This window comes from Lysobacter firmicutimachus (genome assembly GCF_037027445.1).
Taxonomy (GTDB): Bacteria; Pseudomonadota; Gammaproteobacteria; order Xanthomonadales; family Xanthomonadaceae; genus Lysobacter; species Lysobacter firmicutimachus.
Genome location: NZ_JBANDL010000002.1, coordinates 3,503,874 through 3,530,646 on the forward strand (window position 1 = coordinate 3,503,874; position 26,773 = coordinate 3,530,646).

General features: G+C 70.1%; 26 protein-coding genes. 9 read left to right on the forward strand and 17 right to left on the reverse strand.

Annotation, left to right across the window (positions count from 1 at the left end):
* Window positions 1-14: 14 nt before the first annotated feature.
* The 4 genes from V2J18_RS15220 to V2J18_RS15235 are packed head-to-tail and all read right to left on the reverse strand — an operon-like array spanning window position 15 to window position 6,106.
* The gene (locus V2J18_RS15220; RefSeq protein ID WP_336132182.1) at window positions 15-2,717 is read right to left on the reverse strand and encodes a bpX6 domain-containing protein; all 2,703 of its coding nucleotides are present in this window, start codon (window positions 2,715-2,717) and stop codon (window positions 15-17) included.
* A complete protein-coding gene (locus V2J18_RS15225) occupies window positions 2,710-4,560 on the reverse strand; it encodes a hypothetical protein (RefSeq protein WP_336132183.1) in 1,851 nt (616 codons plus the stop codon). Before V2J18_RS15225 ends, V2J18_RS15220 begins: the two co-directional genes overlap by 8 nt.
* A gap of 2 nt (window positions 4,561-4,562) precedes the next feature.
* Entirely contained in the window at window positions 4,563-4,979 is a 417-nt protein-coding gene (locus tag V2J18_RS15230) for a bpX5 domain-containing protein (protein ID WP_064748988.1), read from the reverse strand.
* The gene (locus V2J18_RS15235; RefSeq protein ID WP_336133121.1) at window positions 4,976-6,106 is read right to left on the reverse strand and encodes an AAA family ATPase; all 1,131 of its coding nucleotides are present in this window, start codon (window positions 6,104-6,106) and stop codon (window positions 4,976-4,978) included. The genes V2J18_RS15230 and V2J18_RS15235 overlap by 4 nt, the downstream gene beginning before the upstream one ends.
* A gap of 230 nt (window positions 6,107-6,336) precedes the next feature.
* Between V2J18_RS15235 and V2J18_RS15240 the strand changes: the two genes are divergently transcribed.
* From V2J18_RS15240 to V2J18_RS15255, 4 genes are read left to right on the forward strand one after another with little or no spacing between them, the layout of a single operon-like run.
* On the forward strand, window positions 6,337-7,698 hold the full coding sequence (locus tag V2J18_RS15240; protein ID WP_336132184.1) for an ATP-binding protein: 1,362 nt from the start codon (window positions 6,337-6,339) through the stop codon (window positions 7,696-7,698).
* Window positions 7,698-8,171, forward strand: coding sequence for a hypothetical protein (locus tag V2J18_RS15245; RefSeq protein WP_336132186.1), 474 nt, complete (start codon window positions 7,698-7,700; stop codon window positions 8,169-8,171). Before V2J18_RS15240 ends, V2J18_RS15245 begins: the two co-directional genes overlap by 1 nt.
* Before the next feature lie 28 nt (window positions 8,172-8,199).
* Window positions 8,200-9,120 (forward strand): tetratricopeptide repeat protein, encoded by a 921-nt coding sequence (locus V2J18_RS15250; protein WP_336132188.1) that lies wholly within the window; start codon window positions 8,200-8,202, stop codon window positions 9,118-9,120.
* A gap of 57 nt (window positions 9,121-9,177) precedes the next feature.
* Complete coding sequence (locus tag V2J18_RS15255; RefSeq protein ID WP_336132189.1) at window positions 9,178-9,354, forward strand: hypothetical protein; 177 nt, start codon at window positions 9,178-9,180, stop codon at window positions 9,352-9,354.
* A 400-nt stretch (window positions 9,355-9,754) separates the two neighbouring features.
* Here V2J18_RS15255 and V2J18_RS15260 read toward each other — a convergent pair whose 3' ends face one another.
* Entirely contained in the window at window positions 9,755-10,471 is a 717-nt protein-coding gene (locus V2J18_RS15260; protein ID WP_064748438.1) for a rhomboid family intramembrane serine protease, read from the reverse strand.
* A gap of 92 nt (window positions 10,472-10,563) precedes the next feature.
* Window positions 10,564-10,899 (reverse strand): MGMT family protein, encoded by a 336-nt coding sequence (locus V2J18_RS15265; protein ID WP_336132192.1) that lies wholly within the window; start codon window positions 10,897-10,899, stop codon window positions 10,564-10,566.
* A gap of 41 nt (window positions 10,900-10,940) precedes the next feature.
* On the opposite strand from V2J18_RS15265, the gene V2J18_RS15270 reads away from it, so the two are divergent.
* Complete coding sequence (locus V2J18_RS15270) at window positions 10,941-11,348, forward strand: hypothetical protein (protein WP_064748436.1); 408 nt, start codon at window positions 10,941-10,943, stop codon at window positions 11,346-11,348.
* A gap of 121 nt (window positions 11,349-11,469) precedes the next feature.
* On the opposite strand, the gene V2J18_RS15275 is transcribed toward V2J18_RS15270, so the two are convergent.
* Both V2J18_RS15275 and V2J18_RS15280 read right to left on the reverse strand, forming a co-directional pair.
* Complete coding sequence (locus V2J18_RS15275) at window positions 11,470-12,597, reverse strand: inorganic phosphate transporter (protein WP_336132194.1); 1,128 nt, start codon at window positions 12,595-12,597, stop codon at window positions 11,470-11,472.
* Between the two features lie 10 nt (window positions 12,598-12,607).
* Window positions 12,608-13,234 carry a DUF47 domain-containing protein gene (locus V2J18_RS15280; RefSeq protein ID WP_336132196.1) on the reverse strand — a complete coding sequence of 209 codons (627 nt, stop codon included), beginning with the start codon at window positions 13,232-13,234 and terminating at the stop codon, window positions 12,608-12,610.
* A 465-nt stretch (window positions 13,235-13,699) separates the two neighbouring features.
* Here V2J18_RS15280 and V2J18_RS15285 point away from each other — a divergent pair, with 465 nt between their 5' ends.
* Together V2J18_RS15285 and V2J18_RS15290 are read left to right on the forward strand one after the other, a co-directional pair.
* A complete protein-coding gene (locus V2J18_RS15285; RefSeq protein ID WP_336132198.1) occupies window positions 13,700-15,028 on the forward strand; it encodes a hemolysin family protein in 1,329 nt (442 codons plus the stop codon).
* Window positions 15,012-15,722, forward strand: coding sequence for an exopolysaccharide biosynthesis protein (locus V2J18_RS15290; RefSeq protein WP_336132199.1), 711 nt, complete (start codon window positions 15,012-15,014; stop codon window positions 15,720-15,722). Before V2J18_RS15285 ends, V2J18_RS15290 begins: the two co-directional genes overlap by 17 nt.
* Window positions 15,723-16,523: 801 nt before the next feature.
* On the opposite strand, the gene V2J18_RS15295 is transcribed toward V2J18_RS15290, so the two are convergent.
* The 3 genes from V2J18_RS15295 to V2J18_RS15305 form a co-directional block, all read right to left on the reverse strand.
* On the reverse strand, window positions 16,524-18,659 hold the full coding sequence (locus V2J18_RS15295) for a putative bifunctional diguanylate cyclase/phosphodiesterase (RefSeq protein ID WP_336132201.1): 2,136 nt from the start codon (window positions 18,657-18,659) through the stop codon (window positions 16,524-16,526).
* Window positions 18,656-19,525, reverse strand: coding sequence for a phosphate/phosphite/phosphonate ABC transporter substrate-binding protein (locus V2J18_RS15300; protein WP_064748449.1), 870 nt, complete (start codon window positions 19,523-19,525; stop codon window positions 18,656-18,658). Before V2J18_RS15300 ends, V2J18_RS15295 begins: the two co-directional genes overlap by 4 nt.
* A gap of 337 nt (window positions 19,526-19,862) precedes the next feature.
* Window positions 19,863-20,696 (reverse strand): RNA methyltransferase, encoded by an 834-nt coding sequence (locus V2J18_RS15305; RefSeq protein ID WP_336132202.1) that lies wholly within the window; start codon window positions 20,694-20,696, stop codon window positions 19,863-19,865.
* Window positions 20,697-20,791: 95 nt separating this feature from the next.
* On the opposite strand from V2J18_RS15305, the gene V2J18_RS15310 reads away from it, so the two are divergent.
* Both V2J18_RS15310 and V2J18_RS15315 read left to right on the forward strand, forming a co-directional pair.
* Window positions 20,792-21,610 (forward strand): inositol monophosphatase family protein, encoded by an 819-nt coding sequence (locus tag V2J18_RS15310; protein ID WP_221673347.1) that lies wholly within the window; start codon window positions 20,792-20,794, stop codon window positions 21,608-21,610.
* A gap of 194 nt (window positions 21,611-21,804) precedes the next feature.
* Window positions 21,805-22,374, forward strand: coding sequence for a 3'-5' exonuclease family protein (locus V2J18_RS15315; RefSeq protein WP_064748430.1), 570 nt, complete (start codon window positions 21,805-21,807; stop codon window positions 22,372-22,374).
* 46 nt (window positions 22,375-22,420) lie between these two features.
* On the opposite strand, the gene V2J18_RS15320 is transcribed toward V2J18_RS15315, so the two are convergent.
* The 6 genes from V2J18_RS15320 to secF form a co-directional block, all read right to left on the reverse strand.
* Entirely contained in the window at window positions 22,421-23,272 is an 852-nt protein-coding gene (locus V2J18_RS15320) for a class I SAM-dependent methyltransferase (RefSeq protein WP_064748429.1), read from the reverse strand.
* 258 nt (window positions 23,273-23,530) lie between these two features.
* Complete coding sequence (arsH, locus tag V2J18_RS15325; protein ID WP_425606032.1) at window positions 23,531-24,238, reverse strand: arsenical resistance protein ArsH; 708 nt, start codon at window positions 24,236-24,238, stop codon at window positions 23,531-23,533.
* A 14-nt stretch (window positions 24,239-24,252) separates the two neighbouring features.
* Window positions 24,253-24,666, reverse strand: a complete 414-nt coding sequence (gene arsC, locus V2J18_RS15330) for an arsenate reductase (glutaredoxin) (RefSeq protein ID WP_336132207.1) — start codon at window positions 24,664-24,666, stop codon at window positions 24,253-24,255.
* 10 nt (window positions 24,667-24,676) lie between these two features.
* The gene (locus V2J18_RS15335; protein WP_336132209.1) at window positions 24,677-25,207 is read right to left on the reverse strand and encodes an arsenate reductase ArsC; all 531 of its coding nucleotides are present in this window, start codon (window positions 25,205-25,207) and stop codon (window positions 24,677-24,679) included.
* Window positions 25,204-25,551, reverse strand: coding sequence for an ArsR/SmtB family transcription factor (locus V2J18_RS15340; protein ID WP_336132210.1), 348 nt, complete (start codon window positions 25,549-25,551; stop codon window positions 25,204-25,206). The genes V2J18_RS15335 and V2J18_RS15340 overlap by 4 nt, the downstream gene beginning before the upstream one ends.
* A gap of 255 nt (window positions 25,552-25,806) precedes the next feature.
* A complete protein-coding gene (gene secF / locus V2J18_RS15345; protein WP_064748425.1) occupies window positions 25,807-26,772 on the reverse strand; it encodes a protein translocase subunit SecF in 966 nt (321 codons plus the stop codon).
* Between the last annotated feature and the right edge of the window lies 1 nt (window position 26,773).

The window sequence follows — 26,773 nt, forward strand, 5'->3', positions numbered from 1 at the left end:
GCGGCGCGCGCCGCTCAACGCAGCGCGAACGAATGCGCGATCGAGGTCTCGGTGTCGATGTCCAGCACCCGGCCGTGCGCATCGAACAGCAGCAAATGCCCGGCCTGCTCGCGCACCGCCACGCCCAGCCCGGGTTCGGGCCAGTCGATCTCGGCCACGGTCTGTCCGGACAGATTGAGCGCATAGGCGCGCGCCCGGCGTTCGTCCTGCAGCCAGGCCAGCAGGCCGGCGCCGAGCGTGCGCAAGGTATGCCAGAACGGCTGCGCCTGGCCGCTCGGCGCCGCCAACACGGCGCTGTGCCGGCGCCCGGCCGATTCGTAGGCCAGCAGCAGACCGCCCTCGGCCTGCGCATCGGCGAACACCGCCCAGGCTGCGCCCTGCGGGTGCAGATAGACCGACTCGCCCTCGCCCGGCGCGGCGATCGGATTGCGCGAGACCAGCGCGCGGCGCGGCGCGGCGCGGTAATGCCAGGCCGAGGCGTACTCGCGTTCGCGCACCAGATAGACCTCGTCGCGGGCGAAGTACTGCGCCGCCGCCACCGGGCCGCCGAGATCGCCGACGCTCCACAGCGCGTCCAGCCCGGGCCGGGCCGCATCGAGCACGGCGATGCGCTCGTCGGCGACCACCGACCAGGCGATGCCGTCGTAGCGGTCGGCGAAGAACTGCAGGCGCATCGCACCGAGATCGTCGATGCGATGGCGAACCAGGTCCAGGCGCGAAACGCGTGCGATCGCATCGCGCCGGATCACCGCCAGCGCGACTTCGCCGCTGTCGCCGATCACCAGGTGCGAAGCCGGCACCGGATACCGGCGCAGGCTCTGCCCCTGGCGGTCGACCACCGCGACCCCGGCCTCGCCCAGTGCGACCAGATAGCGGCCTCCGCCGAGCGCGGCGACGTCGAGCGGGCGCTGCAAGCCGGCGGCGGGGTCCAGCCGCAGCCGCACCGGTTCGGCGCGTTCCCATAGCCGCTGGCGCACCAGCGGCGGCGTCTGCAACGCCGGCAGATCCGCTTGCAGCCAGGGGTCGCGCGACAGCTTCAGCAGCCGCTGCAATTGTCGGGCCTCCAGATCGTTGGCGCCGACCGCGCGGTCGGCCGCCAACGCCGGCAATACTCGCGTCGCCAACAAAGCCAATGCGCGGTTATGGCCCTTGTGCGCCGCCAATGCCTGTCCCAGCGCGGCGCGCGGCGGTGCCGGCGCGCCCGGGTCGGCCAGCGCCTCGATGCGCGCGGCGTAGTGCGCGAGCGTGTCCGGCAACAAGACCGCACGCTGCACCAGCGCCGCGGCCGACAATTCGGCGCCGGCGTTCTCGGCCGCCAGCAGCCAGCGTGCGGCCTGCTCGCGCGAGCCCGGGTCCGGCCACACCGCGTCCACCGCGGCCAACCAACGGCCCTGTTCGACCAGGGCCTGGCCCCACTCACGGCGCAGCGCCAGCGCGTGCTCGGGGTGCTCGCTCTCCAACATCGCCACCGCGCTGGCGAAGGCGCCGTCGCGGCGCGCGACCAGCACCGCGCGTTCGCGGTCGCCGGCCAGCATCAGCAAGCGGATCACCGTATCGGCCGGCATGTCCCAGCCCAGCGCCAGTTCGGCGGCCTGTACGCTGCGCTGGTGCCGGACCAGATAGTCCAAGGCCTCCTGGCGCACGTTGAGCAGTTCGGCCAGCACGAACGCGGCTTCGTCGATCCGGCCGTCGCGGTCCAGACGCTGGAACGCGGCGCGGTAGCGCTTGCGCAGCAGCTCGCGCGCCATGTCGCCGATGTCGATGTTGACGCCATAGGACGTCCCGCCGTGCAGGCCGAAATCGGCGCGCCGCCCGGGCAGACCGAAGCCGCGGCCGACGCCGGGTTCGTGACCGTCGATCGGCAGCGCGTGGCGCAGGGCTTCGAGCAGGTCGCCGCGGTCGAATTGCTGCATCAGCCGCCGCAGATACGCGCCCTGGCGCGCACCGAGCAGGCTCGAGGCACGGCTGGCGACGGCCAGGCGCTCCAGCCACTGCCGCCAGGCCGACGGCGGCGGCGGCGTCTGCCGCGCGGGCACGCCGCCGGCGCCCGAAGCCGTCGCCGGGCGGCCCGCGGCGGCGCTGCGGCGCAGCAGCCACGCGGCGACGCGCTCGCTCGGGCCGGCGACGCGCTGCCACAGCCCCGTACCGTCCTCGCGGCCGCGCGCAAGACGCTCGAGAAAGGCCGCGCGCTGCACGCTCGGCGCCGGCACGCGGTGACCGAAGACATCGCGCAGCGGCTTGACCGCCAGGCGCTCGCGCCGGCCTTCGGCCACTGCATCGCTGCAATCGTAGGTCGGGTACAGAACGTAATCGTCGAGTTCGATCGCCGTCGACGGGTCCAAGGTTTCGCCCTGGCTGAGCTCGAAGCTGCGCAGAGCGCCGCCCAGGCTCAAATGCAGATCGGCCGGCGGCAACGCGGCGCGCTCGGCTTCGCTCAACGGGCCCGAGTACAGCGCATGCGCGCCGATCCGGCACAGCGGCAGGCCCGGCGCGCGCTCGCAGCGCAGCGGCCGCGGCGGATCGAAGCGCAGCAGGTCGCCCTCGGCGAAACGCCAGGCGCGGCAGCCCGGCGTCCAGGCCTGCAGGATGCGTCGCTCGCGCTGCGCCGGCGCCAGCCAGGCGGCGTCGAACCACAGCGCATCCACCCGCTGGCGTCCGCGCCAGACCGGATGGCGCGCGCGCGACGGCGCGTTCGCGACGGTGCCCGGCTCAGTCATCGCCGCCCTCGTAAACCAACACGTCCCGCCCTTGATGACGCAGGATCGTCAGCCGTCCGGACACGTCGATCAGGGCGATCGTATCGGCCGCCGCGGCGACGCTGGCGACGCTGATCTTCTGCGGGGATGCATACAGCGTGGTCCGTCCGCGTTCGCCGATCCGCACCACCGCCTTGCGGTCGGGATCGAGCGCGATCAGGGCCGGAGCGTCGGCCGAGACCGCCGCCAAGCCGACCACTTTCCACGCCGCGCTCAGCGCGAGCTCGAAATCCTGCAGGCCCTGCGACCGGCTGCGTCGCCACAGCCGCCAGCGACCGTGGCGCTCGCCGCCGCGTTGGCCGGCGGCGAACTCGACGGCGATGTCGCCCTGCCAACGATCGCCCCAGGCATTGCCGCAAAGGAAACCGACGCCGGCCTCGCCGTCGCAAGGCAGCGACTCCAGCGTTTCGACCCCAGCGCCATCGAACCGGCGCACCTGCACGCCCTCGCCGGTGCCTTGCAGGTAGAACGCACGCTGCGGCGGCAGAGCGACGAAACCGAGCACGTTCTCGCCGAGCAAACGGTAGCCGGGCCGATCGCAGCGGCGGCCGTTGCGCGGATGACGCGCGCTCCAGCACAGCAGACGGCTGCCGCTCCACAGCAGCAGGTGGCGTTGCTCGTCGTCGTTGCCGGCGATTTCCGCGCATTGCATCAGCCGCGCCTGCCCCGGCGCCGCATTGAGATGCTGCGGCAGCGGATGCGGCAGCCCGGGCCAATGGGCCAATTGCCAGGGATCGAGGAATTGCGAACGGGTCAGCACGCCGGCGAAATGCCGTCCGCTCAGGCAGGCCGCAAGCAAGTGCCGGTGCTTGGCCCAGCGCGCGGTCTTCGGCGGCAGCAGGCGCTGCGGCTGGTGCGGCGGGCTCAAACGCTGCACATAGGCGGCGTTTTCGCCCGCCCACAGCGTCGCCACGGAGCGTCCGTCGGCGGCGATGATCGGGGGTTGCTGCCGCGACAGGCGGGCGTGGGCCGGTATTTTCTGCCGGCTCGCGGCTAGGCGCTCGAACTCGCCGCGCAGCAAGCGGCTCGACGGTTCCGGATCGGGCAGGCGCAACCGCAGCTCGCGCCGCGCCTGGCGCGCGGCGACGGTGACCGCGAGTTCGTCGGCATCGGCGCGCACCACGTCGACGCGATGGCCGAGCGCGTAGCCCGGCGCGTGCGCACCGACCGACCAGCGTTCGCTCGGGCTCGGCTCGGCCGCATCCAGTGCCTGTGCCCACTGCGCGTGCAAGTCGCGGCCGAGATCGGCGCCCTGCTCGACGCTGGCGCGGGCGCTCGCGGCGCCGCCCGGAGTCAGGCTGCGCGCGCTCAGCAGGCGCTTGAGCGCCGCCGGCGAATCGGCCTCGTGCAGTTCGCCGGGCCGGGCCAGCACGCCCCACAGGAAACGCGCGCCGGCGGCCTGGGCGCGTTGCGCCAGCAATATCCACAAGACGGCATGGACCAGCCGCGGCGCACCGAGCTGGCTCGGCCCGGCGTCGAACACCGCCACGGTCAGCGCATCGACCTGGCGCGCGACCGGCTTCGGATTCAAAAACAAATGCTCGCCGCCGGCGGCGCGCCGGTCGAACTCCTCCGGCGCCGCGTCGGCCAGCGCCCACTCGCTGAGCAGCAGGCGCTCGTAGGAACCGCGCCGGCGCAGATCCTCGATGCCTTCCGGTTCGGCCGCGCCGCGTTGCGCGCGCAGGCGGAACGCGCCCAGCGCCGGATGCAGGCGCAGCAACAGATCGCCGAGCACGCCGGCGATCTCGGCATCGAACCAGATCAACCACGGCGCCCAAGGCTGCAGCGTGTCGGGCAGGCGCATGCTCAGTCCCGCCAGTTCGCGCGGATGCGCGCCAGCAAGGCCGCGCTGGCCGGCAGCGCACGCTGCAACGGCAGCAGCCGGCGCGGCGCGCGCAGCATCGCCAGCGGCGCCGGTCCGTGCCGGCGCGCGATCGCGCGCGCCAGCAGGTCCAACGGCAGGTCCGGCCGTTCGTGGGTCGGCAGCCACAAGGTCGTCGCCTCGGCGCGCGGCGCCAGATAGACCACGCCCTCGCACCAAGGCAAGGCCTCGGCCGCGCCGGCGACGATCAGGCTGTCGTCGTTGGCGGTCAACGCCAACGTCTCGCGCGCGGACGGCTCCAGCCGTTCGACCGCGTCGAGCAGACGCCGCGACGCCGCGCCGATGCCGATCGCGCCTTGCGGCGCCGGCGGGGCCCCCTCAGCCCGCCAGTGCCAGTTCATACCGGCGCCGATACCCGGGCGACCAGCCGGGCACGCTCGGCGGCCAGTTCGGGCGGAATCGAAGCGGCGTCGAAGTTGGCGTCGATCTCGCGCAGTACCGCTTCGGCGCCGGCGTGGTCGCCCGCGGCCGCCGCCAGGCAACCGCGCGCCGCCTCCAGCAGGCGCGCCTCGCGCGACAACGGCTGCAGCGCCGCGCATTCGACCGCCGCACGCAGGGTCGGATTGGCCGCCGCCGACAACGAGTCGCGCAGCGCATCCTGCGCCGCCGCCTGCGCCTCGCGGGTCGGCATGACGTAGAACAGCGGCCACAGATCGGCCTCGCCGGCGCGCTCGCGCCCGGCCAGCACGGCGGCCGCGGCGATCAGTCGCTGCGCCTTGACGATGCGCCGGTCCGACAGCCCCAGGCCGGCGCCACGCAGTTTGCGGATCGCGTCGGCCAGCAGGCCGCGCGCGGCGCCGAGATCGACCTCGTCGACGCAGCGGCTCAGGGTGTCGATGTCGGCCAGATCGGCGAAATGCTGCGGCGACGAACGGCCGGCCTGCCAACCGCCTTCGAGCAGCGCTTCCAACTGGTGGTCCGGCACCGGTTCGACGAACAGATGCAGCAGGAAGCGATCGGCGAACGCAGCCAGCGACTCGTCGTCGGGCAGAGCGTTCGCGGCGCCCACGCAGACCCGCAACGGACAGGCCAGCTGAGTGTGGCCGCGGCGGAAGCGGCGCTCGTTGAGCACGCCGAGCAAGGTATTCAGGATCGCAGTGGAACCGAGGAAGACCTCGTCCAGGAAGGCGATCTCGGCCTCCGGCAACATGCCGCTGACATCGGTTTCGACCACGCCCTCGCGCAGCCGGCGCAGGTCGACCGGGCCGAACAGTTCCGACGGCTCGGTGAATCGGCCGAGCAGGTACTCGAAATAGCGCCCGCCCAGGGCGGCGGCGACGCGGCGCACGACCGCGCTCTTGGCGGTGCCGGGCGGGCCCAGGATCAGCAAGTGCTCCTGCGCCACGGCGGCGAGCACGATGAGTTCGGCGAGCTGTTCGCGTTCGACCAGCCCGGTGGTGGCGGAATGCACCGCTTCGCGGACGCGGGCGGCGGCCTGCTGCGCGGCGGAAAGTTCGTGCGGAGGCATCATCGACGGCCGGAATCCTTGGCGTACGGGGACGACGGCACGCGGACCGCGGCCGGCCTCCCCAGGGCTGGCGTAGGGGCGCGACACCGGAACCCGGCGCCACCCGCGCACTGTAGGCGCGGGCATGCACGAATCGCAACCTGCGCCTCGTACGCTGAACGCGTCGCCGGTCTATCGTGTCCGGTTTTTCATTACCCTAGGCTGTCGCCACGCCCGGCCAGGACGCCGTCATGCCCGAAACTCCGCTCGAGGACCTGCTCGCCGCGCTCGCGGCCAGCCCGCACAATCCGGCCCTGGGCGCGTTGGTGGTCAACGCCTGCCTGAATGCCGCCGACCCGGACGCCCTGTTGCGCGCGATCGCGCTCGGCGGCGAGCCCCTGCTCGCCGACCCGGTACAGCGCGACGCCGCCTGGCGCTTGCTCCTGCAACACGGCCGCGATGCCGACGTGGCGCGCCTGGCGCCGGCCGGCACGGCCGCCTCGCTGCTGGCGCGTGCGCGCCTGAACCTGCAAGACGGCGCCCGCGACGAAGCGCGCGCGCTGTACCAGCAGGCGATCGCGCTGAACCCCGCACTCGAAGACGCGGCCTTGGCGAACGAACTGGCGGGCAAAGTGATTTCCCTGGCCAACGCGCGCCGGCAACACGAAGGCGCGCCGCGCCCGCAGACCAGCGTGGCCAACGACGACACCGATGCCGAGGACGTGGTGCGGCTGCTGCAGCCGGCGCAGGAGCGGATCGCGTTCGCCGACGTCGGCGGCCTGGACGAGGTCAAGCAGCAGATCCGCCGCCGCATCATCACCCCCTTCCTCAAGCCCTCGCTGTTCGAGCGCTTCAAGCGCCGTTCCGGCGGCGGCATCCTGCTGTACGGCCCGCCCGGCTGCGGCAAGACCCTGCTCGCCCGCGCCACCGCCGGCGAATGCGGCGCGCGTTTCTACAACGTCGCCATCACCGACGTACTCGACATGTACATCGGCGAATCCGAGCGCAAGCTGCACGCGATCTTCGAGCAGGCGCGTCGCACCGCGCCGTCGGTGGTGTTCTTCGACGAGGTCGAGGCGATCGGCGGCAAGCGCCAACACTCGCGCGAGGCCGGCTCGGCCAAGCTGGTCAGCCAGTTCCTGACCGAACTGGACGGCTTCGGCCAGAACAACCAGGGCGTGCTGATCCTCGGCGCGACCAACGTGCCCTGGGCGGTGGATTCGGCGTTCCGCCGCCCCGGCCGCTTCGACCGGGTGCTGTTCGTGCCGCCGCCGGACGAGCCCGCGCGGCGTGCGATCCTGGACTTGCTGCTGCGCGATCGTCCGCTCGACGGCGCGATCGACAGCGCCGAACTGGCGCGTCTGAGCTCGGGCCATTCCGGCGCCGACCTGCGTCACCTGGTCGAAAGCGCGATCGACGAGGCGATCGACGATTCCATCGACCAGGGCCGCGAAGTGCCGCTGAGCATGGCCCATCTGCGCGCGGCGCTGAAGGACAGCCGCGCCACCACGCTGGAATGGCTGACCACGGCGCGCAATCACGCCCGCTACGCCAATCAGGGCGGCCAGTACGACGAAGTGCTGGACTTCCTCAAGCGCCACGGGGGCGGCTGATGGCGGCCTCGGTCTATCGCCTGCCCGACGAACCGCTGCCGTCGGGCCTGTCGCGCTACGCGGTCGATCCGCTGTGGCCGATGCTGACCCTGATGCTGGCCGGCAACGGCTTCGGCCTGGCCTGGTTCGCGTTCAACGGTTTCGCCCTCGGCAGCCCGACCCGCGGCCGCGAACTGGCCTTGCTGGCGCTCAACCTGGCCGGCGCGATCGCGCTGCTGTGGCTGCTGGGCGCGCTCAGCCAGGCCGGCTGGCTGCCGCGCCAGTACATGGAGTACGCCTTGCTGTCGGTGATCACGCTCAAGCTGGCCACCGGCTACGCGCTGTACATGATGCAGCAGCGCTGCTTCGAGCTGTGGGAGTACTACGGCGGCATGGCGCGCAACGGCCTGCCGTTGCTGATTCTCGCGACCCTGTTCGCGCGCCGCCTGTTCGATCTGCAATGGCCGGCGCTGCTGCGCATGGTGCTGGAATGACCCCGGAGCCGCGCGCATGAGCCTGGACATGTCCCGTCACGCCCTCGCTCTGGCCCGCCGTCACTACGGCCACGGCCAGGTCGACCAAGCCATCGACGTGCTGCTGCGCCTGCTCGGCGAAGACCCCGATCTCGCCGAAGCGCACGCCCTGCTCGCGTTCTGCCTGCTCAAGCGCAAGCGCCTGCACGTGGCCGCGCTGGAAGCCGCGCGCGCGCTCGAGCTGGAGCCCGACTCGGTGTATTCGCACCTGGCCGCAGCGCTGGTCGCGATCGCGCGCCGGCGACTGAGCGAGGCCGAAACCCACTTGAACGCGGCGCGCGAACTCGATCCGGCCGCGGCGGTGATCGAAGACGGCTTCGCCCGGCTGCACCTGGCCTGGGGCCACGACGAACGCGCCCTGGCGCATGCGCGCCGCGCCTGCGAGCTGGAACCCGACGATCTCGACTACCGCGCCCTGCTCGCCAGCCTGGAGTTCCGCCGCGGCGACCGCGGCACGGCCGAAGCTTTGGCGCGCGAAGTGCTGGAGCTCGACCCCGAGCATCTGGAAGCGCTGTGCGTGCTCGGTCATTGCGAACTCGCCGCCGGCCGCGTCGACGACGCGCGCCAGCACGCCGCCTGGGCGGTGCAGTTGGACCCGATGGACGAACAGGCCTTGACCCTGCTGGCCGCGGTCAAGGCCCGGCGCAGCCCGCTGCTGGGCCTGTGGTGGCGCTTCCAGAGCTATCTGACCGCCGGCTCGCGCACCCGCACCGTCGTCCTGCTGCTGGGCCTGTTCCTGCTCTACCAGATCGGCATGATCGCACTGAGCCAAAACGGCCTGCAGCGCTGGACCCTGCCCTTGTCGCTGCTGTGGCTGGGCTTCTGCGCCTACACCTGGATCGCGCCGGGGCTGTTCTGGCGTTCGGTGAAGAAGGAATTGCAACAGGTGAGGTTGCGGCCGGGCTTCTGATCGCCCGGGTTTTGTAGGAACGGCGATGGGTCCGAGCTTCGATGAAGGACACGAGCCTTGAGGCCCCTGCGCGTCCCGTGGCCGCGGCTTGCGCCGCTCCCCACAACCGCAGCGATGCTGTGCCTGCCGTTGTTGCTGTTGCTGTTGCTGTTGCTGTTGCTGGTGCTGGTGCTGGTGCTGGTGCTGGTGCTGCGAACAGCTTGGCGCCGCTTCGAACTCGCGAGAACCCCCTGAAGCCCCGGAGGGCGGCCCGCAGGGAGGCGGGCCGTGCGCAGCCAGGCCAGGGAGGGCCTGTGCGGAGCCGCCCCGCGCACGCTCCGAACCATAGTGGCTCTTGATCCGAAACCGCCATGGCGTTTTCTTTGGTGACTTTTGACCGAAGGAAATCCCGTAGGACCTTGTCGCCTTGGACAAAGAAAGTGACCCGGCCGCCTGCGGACGGAAGCTTGGCTTTGGAGCTTTTGTACATAGAAGCCGGCGCGAGGGTTTCGAGCTTCGATCAATGACGAAAGGCGTTGATTCCTCTGCGCGTCCCGTGGTCGCGGCTTACGCCGCTCCTACAGGGGCCCAGGACAAAGCGCGGCGAGAGTGAAGGATGGCGGTCGCGGCTTGCGCCGCTGCTACCCTCTGGAAGCTACTTCACGACCCGCAGCTTCGACGCGCGGCGACGCTGCAACAAGGCTTCGCGGCGAGCATCACGGCCGTTGCCGCCATTGCCCCCGCCCGGCGGACGCCGGCGCCAGTAGAGAAGCGTCAGCCAACCGATCAACATGCCGCCGAGGTGGGCGAAATGCGCGATGCCGCTGCCCTGCGCGAACACGCCGTACACCACCGCCGCGATCGCATAGATGATCACCAACGTGCGCGCCTTGAGCACGATCGGGAACGGCAGCAAGGTCACCCGCCGGTGCGGGAACAACATGCCGTAGGCCAGCAACAGACCGTAGATCGCGCCCGACGCGCCCAGGGTCAGATAGAACTCGCCGTGCCGCACCGCATAGGACGCGAACAGCAACTGCAACACGCCCGAACCGAGCAAGCAGACGAAGTAGTAGACGACGAAGCGCCTGGCGCCCCAGTGATATTCCAACGAGGCGCCGAACATCACCAGCGCCAGCATGTTGAACACCAGATGGCCGACCGAGCCGTGCAGGAAACCGTAGGTCAGCAACTGCCAGGGCATGAAGCCCGGCCCGACGAAATCGAACTTGGCCGGAAGCCACGGCCACAGTTCCAGCCACAGCACCCACGACTGCGTCGACGGGCTCCAGCTCAACAGCCATTGCAAAACGAACGCGGCGACATTGGCGATCAGCAGTTTCCTGGTGACCGGCGGGATACTGGAAAACATCGCGACTCCTCGGACCGGCCGCTATGGTAGCCGCTGCCCCGCCCCGGCGCCGTGAGCGCCATGTGCACAGGCCTTGCGCAGGCGGTCGGGATTCAGTCCGCCGGACCCCAGATCTGCGAGTCCAGGGTCGCGGCGGCGCGCTGGCCGCGCACCCGCCCCTTCTCCACCGTCACCCCCTCGGCACGCAGACGCTGCGATTGTTCGCGATAGCCCTTGGACCCCTCGGGGAACGCGATCCGCCCGTCCGAACGCAGCACCCGGTGCCAGGGCAGCTTGGCGTCCTCGTTCTCGCTGAGCAGGCGCGCGACCAGGCGCGCCCGGCCCGGCAGGCCGGCGCGGCGGGCGATCTCGCCGTAACCGGCGACCTGGCCCTTGGGAATCGCGCGGATCGCGGCGCGGATGCGTGCGGCGGCAGTTTCGCTGTCCATCGCGGTAGCATAAGCCGCTGTAGCGCGCAGGAGTCGCCCCCATGCAGTTCGAACAGATCCGCCAGCACCTGACCCGGACCGGGTTCCACCTCACCGTTCATGACGAGAGCGTGATCTGCATCGAGCTCTCGCTCGAGCAGGGCACCCGCCACCAGGCGATCTTCCTGTCCGAGCTGATGGACGACGACGGCCGCCCGTTCCTGCGCGTGGCCACCGCGATCGCGCCGACCACCGGCCTGGACGCACGCCGCGCGCTGGCGTTCAACTGGGAAAGCCACGTCGGCTACCTGGCGATCGGCGATCTCGACGGAGTGCCCTATCTGCACCTGTGCGAGAACCGCCCGCTGGAAAGCCTGGACGGCGCCGAGGTGCAGCGCCTGGTGCTGGAGATCGGCGGCGTCGGCGACCGCATGGAGCGCGTGCTGTCGGCCAACGGCGACCTGCTCTGAGCCGAGCCTCGTCGCTTTTGCCGCTTTTGCGGGAGCCGCGGCCCACGGGGATTCGGCACAAAAGAGAAAGCCCGCTCGAAGCGGGCTTTTTTCGTCAGGACCCCGCCGATGCGGCGGCGGCTCAGACCCAACCGAACAGACGCATCAGCTCGAACAGGCCGTAGGCGATGCCGCCGGCCGCCGGAATGGTCAGGATCCAGGCCCAGATCATCTTCTCGACCACGGTCCACTTGATCGAATTGAAGCGTTTGGCCGTGCCCACGCCCATGATCGCAGCGGAGATGTTGTGGGTGGTCGAGACCGGAATGCCCAGCGACGAGGCGGCCATGATCACCGAGGCCGCGCTGGTCTCGGCGGCGAAGCCATGGATCGGATGCAGCTTGACCAGCTTGTGGCCCAGGGTCTTGATGATCCGCCAGCCGCCGGCGGCGGTGCCGGCCGCCATCACCACGGCGCAGGTCAGCTTGATCCAGGTGTCGATGTCGTTGTGCGCGATCGCGCCCGGCGAGGGGTGCAGGAACGCCAGCCACGCCGGCAGGTTGTCCAGCGTGCCGGCCTGCTGCGCGCTGATCAGGGCCAGGGCGATGATGCCCATGGTCTTCTGCGCGTCGTTCATGCCGTGGGCGAAGCCCATGCCGGCGGCGCTGAGCAACTGCGCCTTGCCGAAGAAACCGTTGACCCAGCGCGGCCGCGCCATCCGCCGCAGGAGGCCGCCGCTGGCGGCCATGCCCGAGATCAGCGCGAACAGCACGCCCATGACCAGGAAACCGGCGGCGAAGCCGAGTACCGGCGAGGTCACCATCGGCACGATCACTTTCCACAGCACGCCGGCGCTCTTCCAGATCGGATCGGCCGGATGCGACCAGATGACCGCGTGCCAGTTGTTCGAAGCCGCCGCCAGCGCCGCGCCGCACAGGCCGCCGATCAGCGCGTGCGAGGACGAGGACGGCAGGCCCAGCCACCAGGTGATCAGGTTCCAGACGATGCCGCCGAGCAGGGCGCACAGCAGCAGCTGCGAGCCGACCTCGACCACCCCGGCGTCGATCAGGCCCGAAGCGATGGTCTTGGCCACCGCGGTGCCCCACAGCGCGCCGACCAGGTTGGTCGAAGCCGCGAGCATCACCGCCTGCATCGGCGAGAGCACCTTGGTCGCCACCACGGTGGCGATGGAATTGGCGGTGTCGTGGAAGCCGTTGACGTACTCGAAGATCAACGCCGCGAGGATCACCACCAGGACCAGCGTAAGCATGGCGCGGGCCTCAGGAGTTCTTGAGCACGATCTGGTAGGCGACCACGCCGGCCTCGCGGCAGCGGTCGATCGCCTTCTCCAGGATCTCGAAGAACTCCTTGAGCAGGAACATCTGCAGGTTGTCGAGCTGGCCGGAATAGATGTCGCGGTACAGCTCCAGCATCAGCCGGTCGGCTTCGTTCTCCAGCGCGCGCAACTGGTCGTTGAGCGCCTTCATCGGCTCCAGCTTGAGGTGGCGCAGCTGGTGGACCATCTTCACCACCACCGCGGCGGCCTGTTCCAGCATCGCCGCGCGCGGGGCGAAGTCGATGTGCTCCAGGTGGCGGGTGGCCAGCGAGTAGCGATCGGCGAACTTCTCGACCTGCTTGGGGATCTTGTACAGAGCCGAGCTCAGCGCCTCGATGTCCTCGCGCTCGATCGGGGTGATGAAACTGTCGACCAGTTCCTGGCTGATCTTGTCCGAGGTCTCGCGTTCGCGCTGGCGGGCCAGCTTGAACGCATCCAGCGCCGGCTGACGGTCCGAGGCCTTGAGCATGTCGTACAGGGCCTTGGTGCTGTCATGGGCGGCGACCGCAGCCTCCTCGAGCAGGGTGTAGAACTGATTGCCTTGGCCGAAAATGGTCTGCAGGGAAAACATGCTGGGGTGCCTCTGGGCCTGTGGCCGCGGTTGCCGGCCGCCGGGGCCGAAAGGGTTTGCGGGCGCGATTATGACGGTTTGAGGCGCGCCCGCCCACCTTGACGCCGGCCTCGGCCGCCCCCACCCGATACCCGAAGGCCGTCGCAGCGCCGCATGCAGGCGGCTTTCACGCCCACCCGACAGCGCAGCCGGCACGGTCGGCCTGCTCGCCCCTCGCCCGGCAAACCCGTCCCGGCCGCCCCGCCGCGACGGAACCGGCCCGACCGACCCGGCCGCCATCAGGCGGCCTGCTAAGATCGGTGCCGGTCAGAGCGTCGGCCCCGCCGGCCGCTCGGCCGCCCTTCCCGTTTTTCCGCCCCGCACAATGGACGACGACCCAAAACCGCCGCCCGGCCGTACCCCGGCCCGCTCCCGCCGCGCAATGCGCCCCCTCCGTGATCCCACCGGCCGCAGGAGGCATTGCCGATGCTGGAACTTCTGATCGTCGCCGCCCTGATCGTTCTCAACGCCTTTTTCGCGATGTCGGAAATGGCGCTGATGACTTCGCGCAAGCTGCGCCTGAAGCAGATGGCCGAGACCAGCCGCGGCGCCCGCACCGCCCTGGCCCTGGCCGAACACCCCGACCACCTGCTTTCGACGGTGCAGGTCGGCATCACCGCGATCGGCGTGCTCACCGGTACCTTCGGCGGCGAATCCATCGGCCTGGTCATCGCCGGCTGGATCAGCTCCGTCGTGCCGGACGCGGCGCAGTACGCGCGCAGCATCGGCATCGGCACCGCGGTCACCCTGATCACCGCGTCCAGCGTGATTTTCGGCGAGCTCATCCCCAAGCGCCTGGCCCTGACCAACCCGGAGAAGATCGCCAGCACCGTGGCCGTCGTGCTCGACGGCCTGGCCCGTTTCGCCAAGCCGGTGGTGATGGCGCTCGGCGCGATCAACCGCGGCGTGCTGCGCCTGCTCGGGATCAAGGACGACGCCCGCAGCGAGATCAGCGAAGAGGAGATCCGCCTGCTGGTGACCGAAAGCCACGAGCAGGGCGTGATCGACGCCGACGAGCGCAAGATGATGAACCGCGTGCTCAGCCTCGGCGACCGCACCACCGAAAGCCTGATGACGCCGCGCACGCGGATCGCCTGGCTGGACGCGGCGGCGCCGCTGGAGGAGAACCTGGCGACCATGCGCGAGTCGCCGTTCTCGCGCTTCCCGGTCTATCGCGGCAGCGACCAGGACGTGCTCGGCGTGCTCGAGGCCAAGAGCCTGCTGGCCACCCTCGGCGTGCCGGGCGCGGTGCCGGACTTGTTCGGCCAGCTCAGCGAAGCCTTGTTCGTGTCCGAATCGACCCATGCGCTGAAATTGCTGGAGATCTTCCGCGAGGAGCAGCAATCGCTGGCCCTGGTGGTCGACGAGTACGGCGACGTCACCGGCCTGGTCACGGTCAACGACCTGATGGGCGCGGTGATCGGCCGGGTCCAGACCGCCGAGTCCGACGACCAGCCCGGCCCGGTGGTGCAGCGCGAGGACGGCTCCTACCTGATCGACGGCGCCCTGCCCCTGGAAGAGTTGCGCGAAGTCGTCGGCGGCGGCCGCTTGCCGAACGAGGACGAGCACGACTTCCATACCGCCGCGGGCATGGTCATCGCCCATTTCGGCCGCATCCCGCATGTGGGCGAGTACTTCGCCTGGACCGGCTGGCGGATCGAGGTGATCGACCTGGACGGCCCGCGCATCGACAAACTGCTGCTGCAACCGCAGGCGAGGACGCAGGAGTCCGGCGACGATGAGCTCGGCGGCTGACCGCGGCCCCGACGGCGGCGACGGCGACGGCGACGGCGAGCATCCGCGCTCGCGCCGCCGGCGCGGCCCGCGCCCGCACGAAGCCGGCACCCGCGCCCTGCTCGATGCGATCGTCGCCGGCGATCCGGACGAGGTGGTGCGCTTCGGCGACGTGTTCGCCGGGCTCGGCAACCGCTCCTTCGGCATGCTGCTGTTCGTCTCCACCCTGCCCGCCTTCATCCCGATCCCCGGGGTCGGCGGCGCGGTCAGCGGACCGCTGGTGGTGCTGGTCGGCTTGCAACTGCTGATCGGGCTGCGGAAACCGTGGCTGCCCGGCTTCATCGCCCGGCGCGGGCCGCACCGCCATGCCATGGCCAAGTTCCGCAACCTGTTGTCGCCATGGCTGGCGCGGCTGGAGCGCGTGGTCAGCCCGCGCGCGACGTATCTGCTCGACCATCGCCTGGCCAATGCCTTCACCGGGCTGTTGCTGATCCTGCTCGGCATCCTGCTGTCGCTGCCGATTCCGTTCACCAACTTCCTGTTCGGCGCGCTGTTGCTGTTGTTCGCCTTCGCCCTGCTCGAACGCGACGGCAAACTGATGGGCCTGGCCTGGATCGCCGGCGCCGCCGCGGTCGGCGTATTCGGCATCCTCTCCGGCACCCTGGCCCAGACCGCGGCGGAGTGGATCGACCTGGCGGGCCGCAAGATCGGTTGAGGACGCCCCCGACGGTCGCAGCCGCTTCTGTAGGAGCGGCGCAAGCCGCGACAACCGCAGCGACGTGACGCAAGCGTAGCTGCCGAAGCTCGGACAACCGGGCGTAGTCGTTCGCGTAGCCGGGCTTCGGAATGGCGGCGTGGTATCGCACCGCTGCAGTTGTCGCGGCTTACGCCGCTCCTACAGGGGCGGTGGATTCGGGCTTCGGCGAAGCAGCGCAGGTCGTGGGCGTGCTGCGCGTCCCGTGGTCGCGGCTTGCGCCGCTCCTACCCAGGAACCGCTACCAGTTTCGGCGTCTGTTTCTGTAGGAGCGGCGCGAGCCGCGACAACCGCAGCGAAGTGACGCGAGCGTAGCGACCGAAGCTCGGACAACCGGGCGTAGTCGTTGCGCAACCGGGATTCGGAAGGCGGCGTGGTATCGCACCGCTGCGGTGGTCGCGGCTTACGCCGCTCCTACAGGGGCGGTGGATTGGGGCTTCGATGTGGCCGCGCAAGCCTTGGGCGGGCTGCGCGTTCCGTGGTCGCGGCTTGCGCCGCTCCTACCCCGGAACCGCTACCGGTTTCGGCGTCTGTTTCTGTAGGAACGGCGCGAGCCGCGACAACCGCAGCGACGTGACGCAAGCGCAGCTGCCGAAGCTCGGACAGCCGGGCGTAGTCGTTGCGCGTAGCCGGGCTTCGGAATAGCGGCGTGGTATCGCACCGCTGCGGTGGTCGCGGCTTACGCCGCTCCTACAGGGGCGGTGGATCGGGGCTTCGATGTGGCCGCGCAAGCCTTGGGCGGGCTGCGCGTTCCGTGGCCGCTTACGAGATCAGCAAGGCGCGGAATTCCTGGGCGTTGACCGGATGGCCGAGCCAGTAGCCCTGCGCCAGATCGCAACCGCGCTCGCGCAACACCGCGTACTGGCCCTCTTTCTCCACGCCCTCGGCGACCACGGTGATGCCCAGCGAATGCGCCATGGCGATGATCGCCGTGGTCAGGGCCAGGTCGTCCGGGTCGCGCAGCACGTCGGCGATGAAGCTGCGGTCGATCTTGACCCCGTCCACCGGCACCCGGCGCAGATGGCTCAGGCCGGAAAAGCCGGTGCCGAAGTCGTCCAGCCACACCTTGACCCCGCTGGCGCGCAACCGCGCCAACAGATTGCTGGCGTGGATTTCGTCGCCGATCACCGCGGTTTCAGTCAGTTCCAGGTGCAAGTAGTGCGGCGCCAGCCCGGTGTCGTGCAGGCAGTCGGCCACGGTCTTGGGCAGGTCGCCGCTGCGCAGCTGGCGCGGCGACACGTTGACCGAAACGAACAAGGGCTCGGCGTCCGGGCGCGCCTTTTGCCAGGCCATCGCGTCCTCGCAGGCCGCACGCAGCACCTGCGGGCCCAGGGTTTCGATCAGGCCGCTCTGCTCGGCTACGTCGATGAACACCGACGGCGCGATCAGGCCCTGCTCCGGATGCTTCCAGCGCAGCAGCGCTTCGGCGCCGACCATCGCGCCGTCGGCGAGGCGATACACCGGCTGGTACACCAGGCTCAGTTCGCCGCGGTCCCAGGCGCCGCGCAGCTCGTGCTCCAGATGCACGCGGCGCTCCACTGCCTGGTCCATCGCCCGGCTGTAGAAGCGGTAGCAGTTCTTGCCGGCGACCTTGGCCTGGTACATCGCGATGTCGCCGTTCTTCATCAACCCGGTCGCCCCGGACGCGTCTTCGGGGTACAAGGTCACGCCGACCGAGGTGCCCAGGAACACCTGCCGGTCGTGGACCACGATCGGTTGGCCGAGCTCGCCGACCAGCACTTCGGCCAAGTGACTGGCGATGCCGCGGGCCTCGCCGTCGCGGTCGTCTTCGCCCTCGACCAAGATCACGAACTCGTCGCCGCCGAAGCGCGCCAGCAAGGCATGCTCGCCGCCGATCCGGGCCACGGTCTGCTGGATGCGCTGGGCGAACTGCAGCAGCACCTCGTCGCCGGCATCGTGGCCGAGGGTGTCGTTGACCCGCTTGAAATCGTCGATGTCGGCGAACAGCAGCGCCAGTTGGCCGCCGCCGTTGCGCAAGTGCAGCAGGCGCTGGTCCAGCGCTTCGCGGAACGCCAGCCGGTTGGCCAGCCCGGTGAGAGCATCGGTGTAGGCCATGCGGCGGATGTCGCGATCGTGCCGGGCCAGGCTCTGGCTCATGCGCCCGAACGCGCGCATCAGATCGCCGACCTCGTCGTTGCCCTGCCCGCCCGCGGGCGCGCTGTCGAACTGGCCGTTCTCGATCGCCTGCGCGGCGTCGGCCAGTTGCCGGATCGGATTGACCAGCCAGCGCTGGATCAGCCACAGCATCAGCCCGCCCAGCGCGAGCAGGCCCAGGCTCAGCACCCCGACCCACAGCAGCTGGCGCCGGCCGAGTTCGTCCAGGCGCTTGCGCAGTTTGTCCAGGGCGCCGTCCTGGTAGGCGCGCATGGCCTTGAGGTCGTAGCCCACCCGCACCCCGCCCAGGCGCTGCTGGCCGATCTTGATCGGCGCCGACACGTCGAGCGTGGTCTCGGTCCATTGCGCATGCAGCCGTTGCGCGCGCACCACCTGCGCCGCCATCGCATCGTCCATGCGCTTGCCGTAGCTGGGGATTTCCTCGCTGCCGTCGTGGACGATGTTGCCGTCGCTGTCGTAGACCAGCACGTAGCGCACGCCGGGGTTGTTCATCGCCGCGCGGCCGAGTTCGCCGATCGCGTCCAGGTCGAAGTAGTACAGCGGGTTGGTCAGCGAACCGGCCAACTGCGCCACCTCGCCCTCGCCGTGCCGGCGCAGGCTTTCGGCCATGGTGTCGCGCATCGCCTCGCGGCTGATTCCGACCACCTCGGTCTGCATCCGCTCCTGCCGGCCGAGCAGCATCGCGATCAGCACCGTCACGACCAGGCAGGCCACCGCCATCATCGCCAGGAACTTGGCCTGCAAGCCGGCGCGCAGCTTCATTCGACCTCCGCGCGGACCCGCGCGACGCCGTCGCCGATGTGGTCGAGCGTGCGCTGCGAGGCGGCGTCGATCGGCAGGAAGCGGGTGGTCTTGAAGAAACGCAGCAGGGCCTCGCCCGCCTCCGGGTCGCCGGCGGCGTCGATCAGCACTTCGCGCAGCCGCGCGGCGACCTTGGGATCCAGATCGCCGCGGACCAGTTCCAGCGCGCGCGGATAGTCCTCGCTGCGGCCGATCACCACCAGGTCGCGGCGGAACGCATCCGGCACCCGGCGCGGGTTGTCCCAGTCCAGGTTGCTCATCACCCCGGCATCGACCAGGCGCTTGTGCACCCAGGTCGAGATGTTCAGCTCCGAACGCGCGAACAGATAGCCCACCGCGCCGCGGTTGATGCGATCGGTCGGCGACAACAGGATCTCCAGCGCCAGGCCCTGTTCGAGCAAGGTCGCGGCGGGAACGAAGTAGGCGCTGGTCGAGGACGGGCGCTGGAAGGCCACGTTGTGGCCGCTGAGGTCCTTGAGCGTGCGCAGGCCGCTGTCGCGGCGCGCGAAAAACACCGAGTGATAGTGGCTGACCCCGTCGCGCTCGGTCAGCAGCAGCGGCCGCGCCTGCGCGCGCTGCCGCAGCAGCATCGCCGTGCCGGCGGTCTCGCTGACCCAGTCGACCCGGCCGCGGCGCAGATAGCTGGCCATCTGCTGCGCGTCCTTGGCCATCAGGATCCGGCCTTCGCGGATGCCGACGTCGGCCATGCGCGGTACCACGTAATCGAGCAGCGGCTTGAGCTGCTCGTAGTGCGTCTTGGGATCGTCGCTGATACGCCCCAGCACCAGCACATGCGCATCCGAGCCCTCCTTGTGGCTGCCGCGCAGCTCGTGCGACGCCGCCGTCGCGGCGAACGCGGCGAACGCGGCCCACAGGAGCAATGCCTGGACCAGGACCCGCCCCCACCGCGAACCGGAATTCCGCGCGCTAACGCTCAACAGTCGTCACCTGGTCGGATTGCCTAGCGAGCGTAATCGAAACCGAGCCCGGACCGGAACCGGGGCCGCCCCGCCGTCCATCAGCCCGCGCCCCCGCCTCAGCCGCCCGATGGGCCGCCCGGCCCAAGGCATCGCACTCTCCGGGCCGGCTCTGCCGCGCTCGTTCGCACCGCCGGCCCCGGGAGCGGCCGCTCGCTTTCGCCGCAGCGAAGGCGCAGTCGCGACCTCAGCGCCGCTGCCCCGCCAACATCGCCGTGCGCTCCACGTCGGCCAGCACGCCGCGCAACAGCCGCACCTCGCGCTCGTCCAGGTCGGCGCGCAGGAACAGACGGCGCAGCTTGCGCATCGCCGCATCCGGCGTGCGGCCCTTGTGGAAATCGATCGCGTCCAGGGCGTCGCCGAGCTGGCCGAAAAAGCCTTCCAACTGCGCATGCGAAGCCGGCGGATCGCGGCGCTCGTAGGCGCCGCCGGCGGCGGTCGCGGCCAACGAGGCCATGCGCAGCTCGTAACTCAGCACCTGCACCGCGGCACCGAGGTTCAGCGAGCTGTACGCCGGGTTGGCCGGAATGTGCACCGCCGCATGGCACAGTTGCAGCTCCTCGTTGTCCAGGCCGGTGCGCTCGCGCCCGAACACCAACGCGACTTCGCCGCCGCCGCGGGCGCGGCCGTCGATGCGCGCGGCCGCCTCGCGCGGCGCCAGTTCTTCCAGGGCGATGCGCCGGCTGCGCGCGGTGCAGCCCAGCACCAGATGGCAGTCGGCCACCGCCGCGGCCAGGTCGGGCAGCACCGCGGCGGCCTCGAGCACGTCGTCGGCGCCGGCGGCCATCGCGTAGGCGTCGCGGTCGATCGGCTTTTCCGGGGCGACCAGGACCAGCCGCGACAGGCCCATGGTCTTCATCGCCCGCGCCGCCGAGCCCATGTTGCCGGGGTGCTGGGTGCCGACCAGGACGATGCGGATGCGGGCGGCGGCGGGGTCGGCCGCGGCGGACGCAGCCTCAAGTGAGTTGGCATTTTCGGGCGCCTGGAGCGGCGCCGGGGGGTCGCGGGGATCGGCGTTCATGCGCAGATGGTAAACTCCCCGCCCCGGCCCCGCGCCGGTTGCGCTCTTTCTCCCCGCCAGTCCCGCCCCTCCTCACACGCTCGAGGCCGTAAGCCATGCAGAAACCCGCCGTCACCCTCATGGTCAAAGCCGCACGCGCCGCCGGCAACGTCCTGCTCCGCCACATGCACCGCGTGGACGCGCTGAACATCGTCGAGAAGGGCCGCATGGACTACGCCAGCGAGGTCGACCGCCTCGCCGAGGCCGAGATCATCAAGGAATTCCGCCGCGCCACCCCGGACTACGCCATCCTCGGCGAAGAACACGGTCCGCTCGGCCAGGCCCGCTTCACCTGGGTCATCGACCCGCTCGACGGCACCAGCAACTACCTGCACGGCATCCCGCATTTCTGCGTGTCCATCGCGCTGTGCGAGAACGGCGAGCCGATCCACGGCGTGATCTTCGACCCGCTGCGCAACGACCTGTTCACCGCCAGCCGCGGCAGCGGCACCCAGCTCAACGAAAAGCGCGTACGCATCGCCGAGCGCAAGGAATTGAACGGCGCCATGCTGATTACCGGCTTCCCGCCGCGCGAGCGCGCCAACGCCAGCGCCCACCTCAAGTGCCTGGACAATCTGCTGATCGACGTCGAGGACGTGCGCCGCACCGGTTCGGCCGCGCTCGACCTGGCCTACGTCGCCTGCGGCCGCGCCGACGGTTACTTCGAAGCCGGGCTCAAGCCCTGGGACGTCGCGGCGGGCGTGCTGATGGTGCGCGAAGCCGGCGGCAAGGTGGTCGATTTCCGCGGCCGCCCGACCGGCCCGATGGACAACCGCGGCCTGCCGCCGCGGCAGATCGTCGCCGGCAACCTGCGCGTGGCCGACGCGCTGCAGCAGCGCATCGTCAACACCGGCTACGCCAACGCGTTCGACTGAGTTCCGACCCCAGCCGGACACGCAGAACGCCGCGACCGGGTCGCGGCGTTTTCGTTTGCGCGGATGCGCCGCAAGCGCTGCGACGTGGCTGCGCCGCGGCTGCACGGGGCGCGGGCTTGCCGCACAATCGCCGCAACCGTGCCGTTGCGCTGCCGCGCCGGCGGGCGGCGCAGCCACGTCAACGGACGGACCCCATGAGCAAACCCGAAATCTACGTCAGCACCGACGTCGAGGCCGACGGCCCGATTCCGGGCCCGCATTCGATGCTGAGCTTCGCCTCGGCGGCGTACCTGGCCGACAAGACCCTGGTCGCCACGTTCTCGGCCAATCTGGACACTCTGCCTGGGGCGCACGGACACCCCGACACGATGCGCTGGTGGGCCGACAACCGCGCCGCCTGGGACGCCTGCCGGCGCGACCCGCAGGCGCCCGAAGCGGCGATGCGCGCCTACGTCGAGTGGCTGGACGCGCTGCCCGGAAAGCCGGTGTTCGTCGGCTATCCGGCCGCCTACGACTTCCTGTTCGTGTACTGGTACCTGATCCGCTTCGCCGGCCGCAGCCCGTTCTCGCATTCGGCGCTGGACATCAAGTCCTATGCGATGGCCGTGCTCAAGACCGATTACCGCGAATCGACCAAGCGGCGCATGCCCAAGGCCTGGTTCGACCGGCTGCCGCATACCCACGTCGCGCTCGACGATGCCATCGAGCAAGGCGCGCTGTTCTGCAACCTGCTCGCCGCCTCGCGCAGGGAGGCAACGGGTTGAGCGCAGCCGCCGCGCTCCGCCCCTCAGCCGCTGGCACCCCGCCGGATCACGCGGCCCGCGCCGTCACCGTCCAGGTCGCGCCCATCATCGCGATGCCGCGCTCGCGCGCGAGTTCGCGCAAGGCCGCGCGCAGACGCGCCTCGGCGCGCACGCGCACCGCCGGCTCCTGCGCAGCGAGCAAGCGCGCGACCGGGCCGACCCGCATCACCTGGTCGTAGGCGTCGGCGGCGGCCGCATCCGGATCGTCGCCTTCGCCGAGGTAGAACGGCGCTTCGAAGGCGCGCAGCTCGACCGCGTCGAAACCGGCCTCGCCCAGGACCTGGCGCACCCGCTCGGGCTTGCCGAACGCGAACGGGCCGGGCGCGTCGGGATCGGACGGCGGCAGCGCGATCGCCTCGGCGATCGCGCGCAGCGGCCAGCGATACCAATCGTTCCGGTCCGGCCCTTGCCAACAGGCGAAGGCGAGCCGGCCGCCGGGCTTGAGCGTCTTGCGCAATTCGGCGAAAGCCGCGACGGGATCGTCGAAGAACATCACCCCGAAGCGCGAGAACAGCAGGTCGAACCGCGCCGGCGCGAACAGCGGGCGGCTGGCGTCGGCCAGGCGGAACTCGACCGGCAGCGCCAAGGCCGCGGCGCGTTCGCGGGCGCGGCTCAGCAAGGGCTCGGACACGTCCACGCCGGTCACCGAGCCGCCCTCGCCGACCGCACGCGCCAGTTCGAACACGGTCGCGCCGGCGCCGCAGCCGATGTCGAGCACCGCTTCGCCCGGCTGCGCTGCGGCCGCATCGAGCGCGTCGCGGCCGTAGGCGGCGGTGCGCCGGTCGAGCCAGTCGTTATAGGTCAGCCAGCGTTCGCCGACGGCGCCGTTCCAGTCTTCGATCTGCTGCCGATTTGCCACGCCATCGCATCCTCTGTTCGGGGCGACCGCCGCACCCGGGCAGGTACGCGCGGGTTGCAAGAACCCGGTCGCCGGAAACCGATCGTCCGCCGCAACGCGGCAACGCCATGATGGCGCAACGGCCGAACAAAGCGGAACGGCCATGTCGCGCGGCGGCAGGGAGAAAGCAGAATCGGCGTTACCCGGCCGGCGGCGCCGGCGTCTTAGCACAAGGCTCCGACGCGCCCGCAATCGGGCGATCGCGAACCCGCCAGCCGGTCACAGGGAACGCTGGTTCACGCGTTTCGAAAGCGCTTCGGCATCCTCGACACGCTCGGAGTAGCGGTCCGTCAGGTAGCCGGAGCGTCCGCGGACCAGCCAAGTGAACTTGGCCAATTCCTCGCACACGTCGACCACCCGCATGTAGTAAGCGGAGGGCTTCATCCGGCCGGCGTCGTCGAACTCCAGGTGCGCCTTGGCGACCGAAGACTGGTTCGGGATCGTGACCATCCGCATCCAACGGCCGAGCGTGCGCATCTGATTGACGGAGTTGAAGCTCTGCGAGCCGCCGCAGACCTGCATGACGGCCAGGGTCTTGCCCTGCGTCGGCCGCCTGGCGCCCAACGCCAAGGGAATCCAGTCGATCTGCGCCTTCATGATTCCCGTCATCGCGCCGTGGCGTTCCGGGCTCACCCAGACCATGCCCTCCGACCAGTCGGCGAGCTCTCGCAGTTCGGTCACTTTCGGGTGATCCGGGCTCACCGCGTCGGGAAGCGGCAGGTCGCGGGGATCGAAAGTGCGCACCTGGCAGCCGAACCAACGCAGAAGCCGGCCGGCCTCCTCGGCCAGCAAGCGCGAGTAGGAGCGTTCGCGCAGCGAGCCGTAAAGGATGAGGATGCGTGGCGGGTGCCGAGGGTCGTCCGGAGCCGCGAGCGACTCGACATCGATCGCATTGAGCTGGGTCAGATCGATGTTCGGCAACTCCATCGAGACGGGCTGAGTCACGTCCGGGCTCCTGCCCAGACCACCACTTCGCCGTCCTCTTTCGTGAAAGAGGCCACCGGGTGGGCCAGCAGACTCAGCACTCGTTCCGACGGCCGACACAGAGCGGCGCCTTTCTCGGATACGACGATCGGGCGGTTGATGAGGATCGGATGCGACATCATCGCGTCCAGCAACTTCTCGTCGGAGAGTGCGGGATCGTCCAACCCCAGCTCGGCGTAAGGCGTTCCCTTCCGGCGCAGCAAATCTCGCGCCGTCAGGCCCATCGCCCGGATCAATTCGGCCAACGCTTCGCGCGACGGCGGCGTCTTCAGGTACTCGATCACCACCGGCTGTTCCCCGGATCGGCGAATCATTTCCAGCGTATTGCGGGACGTACCGCAATCGGGATTGTGATAGATCGTAACGGTCATGCAAAAGGCCTCAGGTGGGGTCCGGGCGCCGCATGGACGCGCCCTCGAACTGTCCGATTTCATGCACCCTGGCCGCCAGGCTCGATCGCTCCAGCGAGGCCAACGGCAGGGCCACGAAGGCGTTGATGCGGTTCTCCATATAGCCCAGCGCCTTTCGGAACGCTGCCCGTCTCCACATCTCGCCCCCGTCCTCGTGGCTTGGGTCTTCGATCCCCCAGTGCCCGGTCACCGGTTGCCCCGGCCAGACCGGGCACGCTTCGCCGGCGGCCCGGTCGCAGACGGTGAAGACGAAGTCCATGCGCGGCGCGCCGGGAACGGCGAACTCGTCCCACGACTTCGAGCGCATTGCGTCGACGGGATAACCGGACTCGCGCAGAACCTCCAATGCCAAGGGATTCACCTCGCGCCGGGGATGGCTCCCAGCGGAGAAGGCAGTGAAGCGACCGGCACCGACTTGGCGCAGGACCCCTTCGGCCAGGATGGAGCGCGCCGAATTGCCGGTGCACAGGAACAGGACGTTGAACGGCTGGACGGTGCTCATGGGCAGGTCTCCGCAGCGCAGGCAGCGACGGGATCGATGAGGGAGCCGCAGATTTCCGGGTTTCCGGAACAGCAGTCCTCGGTCAGGAAGGCAAGCAGCCGGCGCATGTCGTCATAGCTCGCGGCGTACAGAACTCGTCGCCCGTCTCGCCAGGACCTCAGCAGGCCCGCGCGCTCCAGCGCGGCGAGATGGAAGCTCATCCGCGTCGGCGGAATCGAAAGCGCATCGGCGATCTCGCCCGACGGCATGCCGTCGGGCCCTTTGCGGACCAGCATGCGGAAGGCCGCCAGGCGATCGGTGTGCGCGAGGGCGGAAAGGGCCGAAACGGCGGAATCGTCGTTCATGACCACATTCTACAATTATCCTTGTAGAGTGCAATAAATGATGCTTCTGCCCGCCCGCATGGCCCCGGGGGCCCAGGATGGGCCGCATCGACCCAGCCCCCCATCGACCGCTCCCCCGGGGATACGGCGTTGCGGCCACGCGCTCGCAGGCCGCCCCACCGGGGCCCGCGGGCAAAGAAAAAGGCCGCGCATGCGCGCGGCCTTTTCTTCGCAGCGGTTCCGGCGCCGATGCCGCAGGCGCCCCAGCGGCGGCGGTTACGGACGACGCGCCAGCGCCGCCTCGTCCTTGGCCTTCGGCAACAGGTCCTGCTTGCTGACCTTGAGCAGGCCCAGGGTCAGCAGCGGGCAGGCGACGAAGATCGACGACAGGGTGCCGATGATGATGCCGATCATCTGCGACTCGGCCATGCCGCGCAGCGAACCGCCGCCGTACAGGTACAGCGCGAACACGGTCAGGAAGGCGACGAACGAGGTGATCACCGTACGCGACAGGGTCTGGTTGATCGACTTGTTCAGCACGGTTTCCGGATCGGCGCGCATCGAGCGGAAGTTCTCGCGCACGCGGTCGAACACCACGATGGTGTCGTTGATCGAGTAGCCCATCACCGACAGGATGCCGGCCAGCACGGTCAGGTCGAACTCGTGGCCGGAGATCGCGAACCAGCCGGCGACCACGATCACGTCGTGCAGGGTGGTGATGATCGCGGCGACCGCGAACTTCCATTCGAAGCGGAAGGCGATGTAGATCAGGAAGCCCACCACCACGAACAGCAGCGCGTACAGACCGTTGAGCGCCAATTCGCGGCCGACCTGCGGGCCGACGAACTCGTTGCGCAGGATCTTGGCCTGGTTGTCGGCGCCCGACACCGCCTTCATCACCGCCTCGGCGGCGTGGGCGGTGGCGGCCGAACCGGAGTCGCCTTCGCGCGGCTGCAGGCGGATCAACAGTTCGTTGCCCGAACCGTAGGTCTGCACCTGGGCGCTGTCGTAGCCGTCGGCGGCCAGGCGCTCGCGCACCGTGTCCAGCCCCACCGGCTTGGCCAGGTGCACTTCGACCAGGTTGCCGCCGGTGAAGTCCAGGGCGTAGTTGAAGTTGCGGGTGACCATGGCGCCGATGGCGACGAACATGATCAGCGCGGCCACCGCGATCGAGACCCAACGCAACTTCATGAAGTTGACGTTGGCGTCGTTGGGCAGCAGGGTCAGCGGGAAAATCTTCATG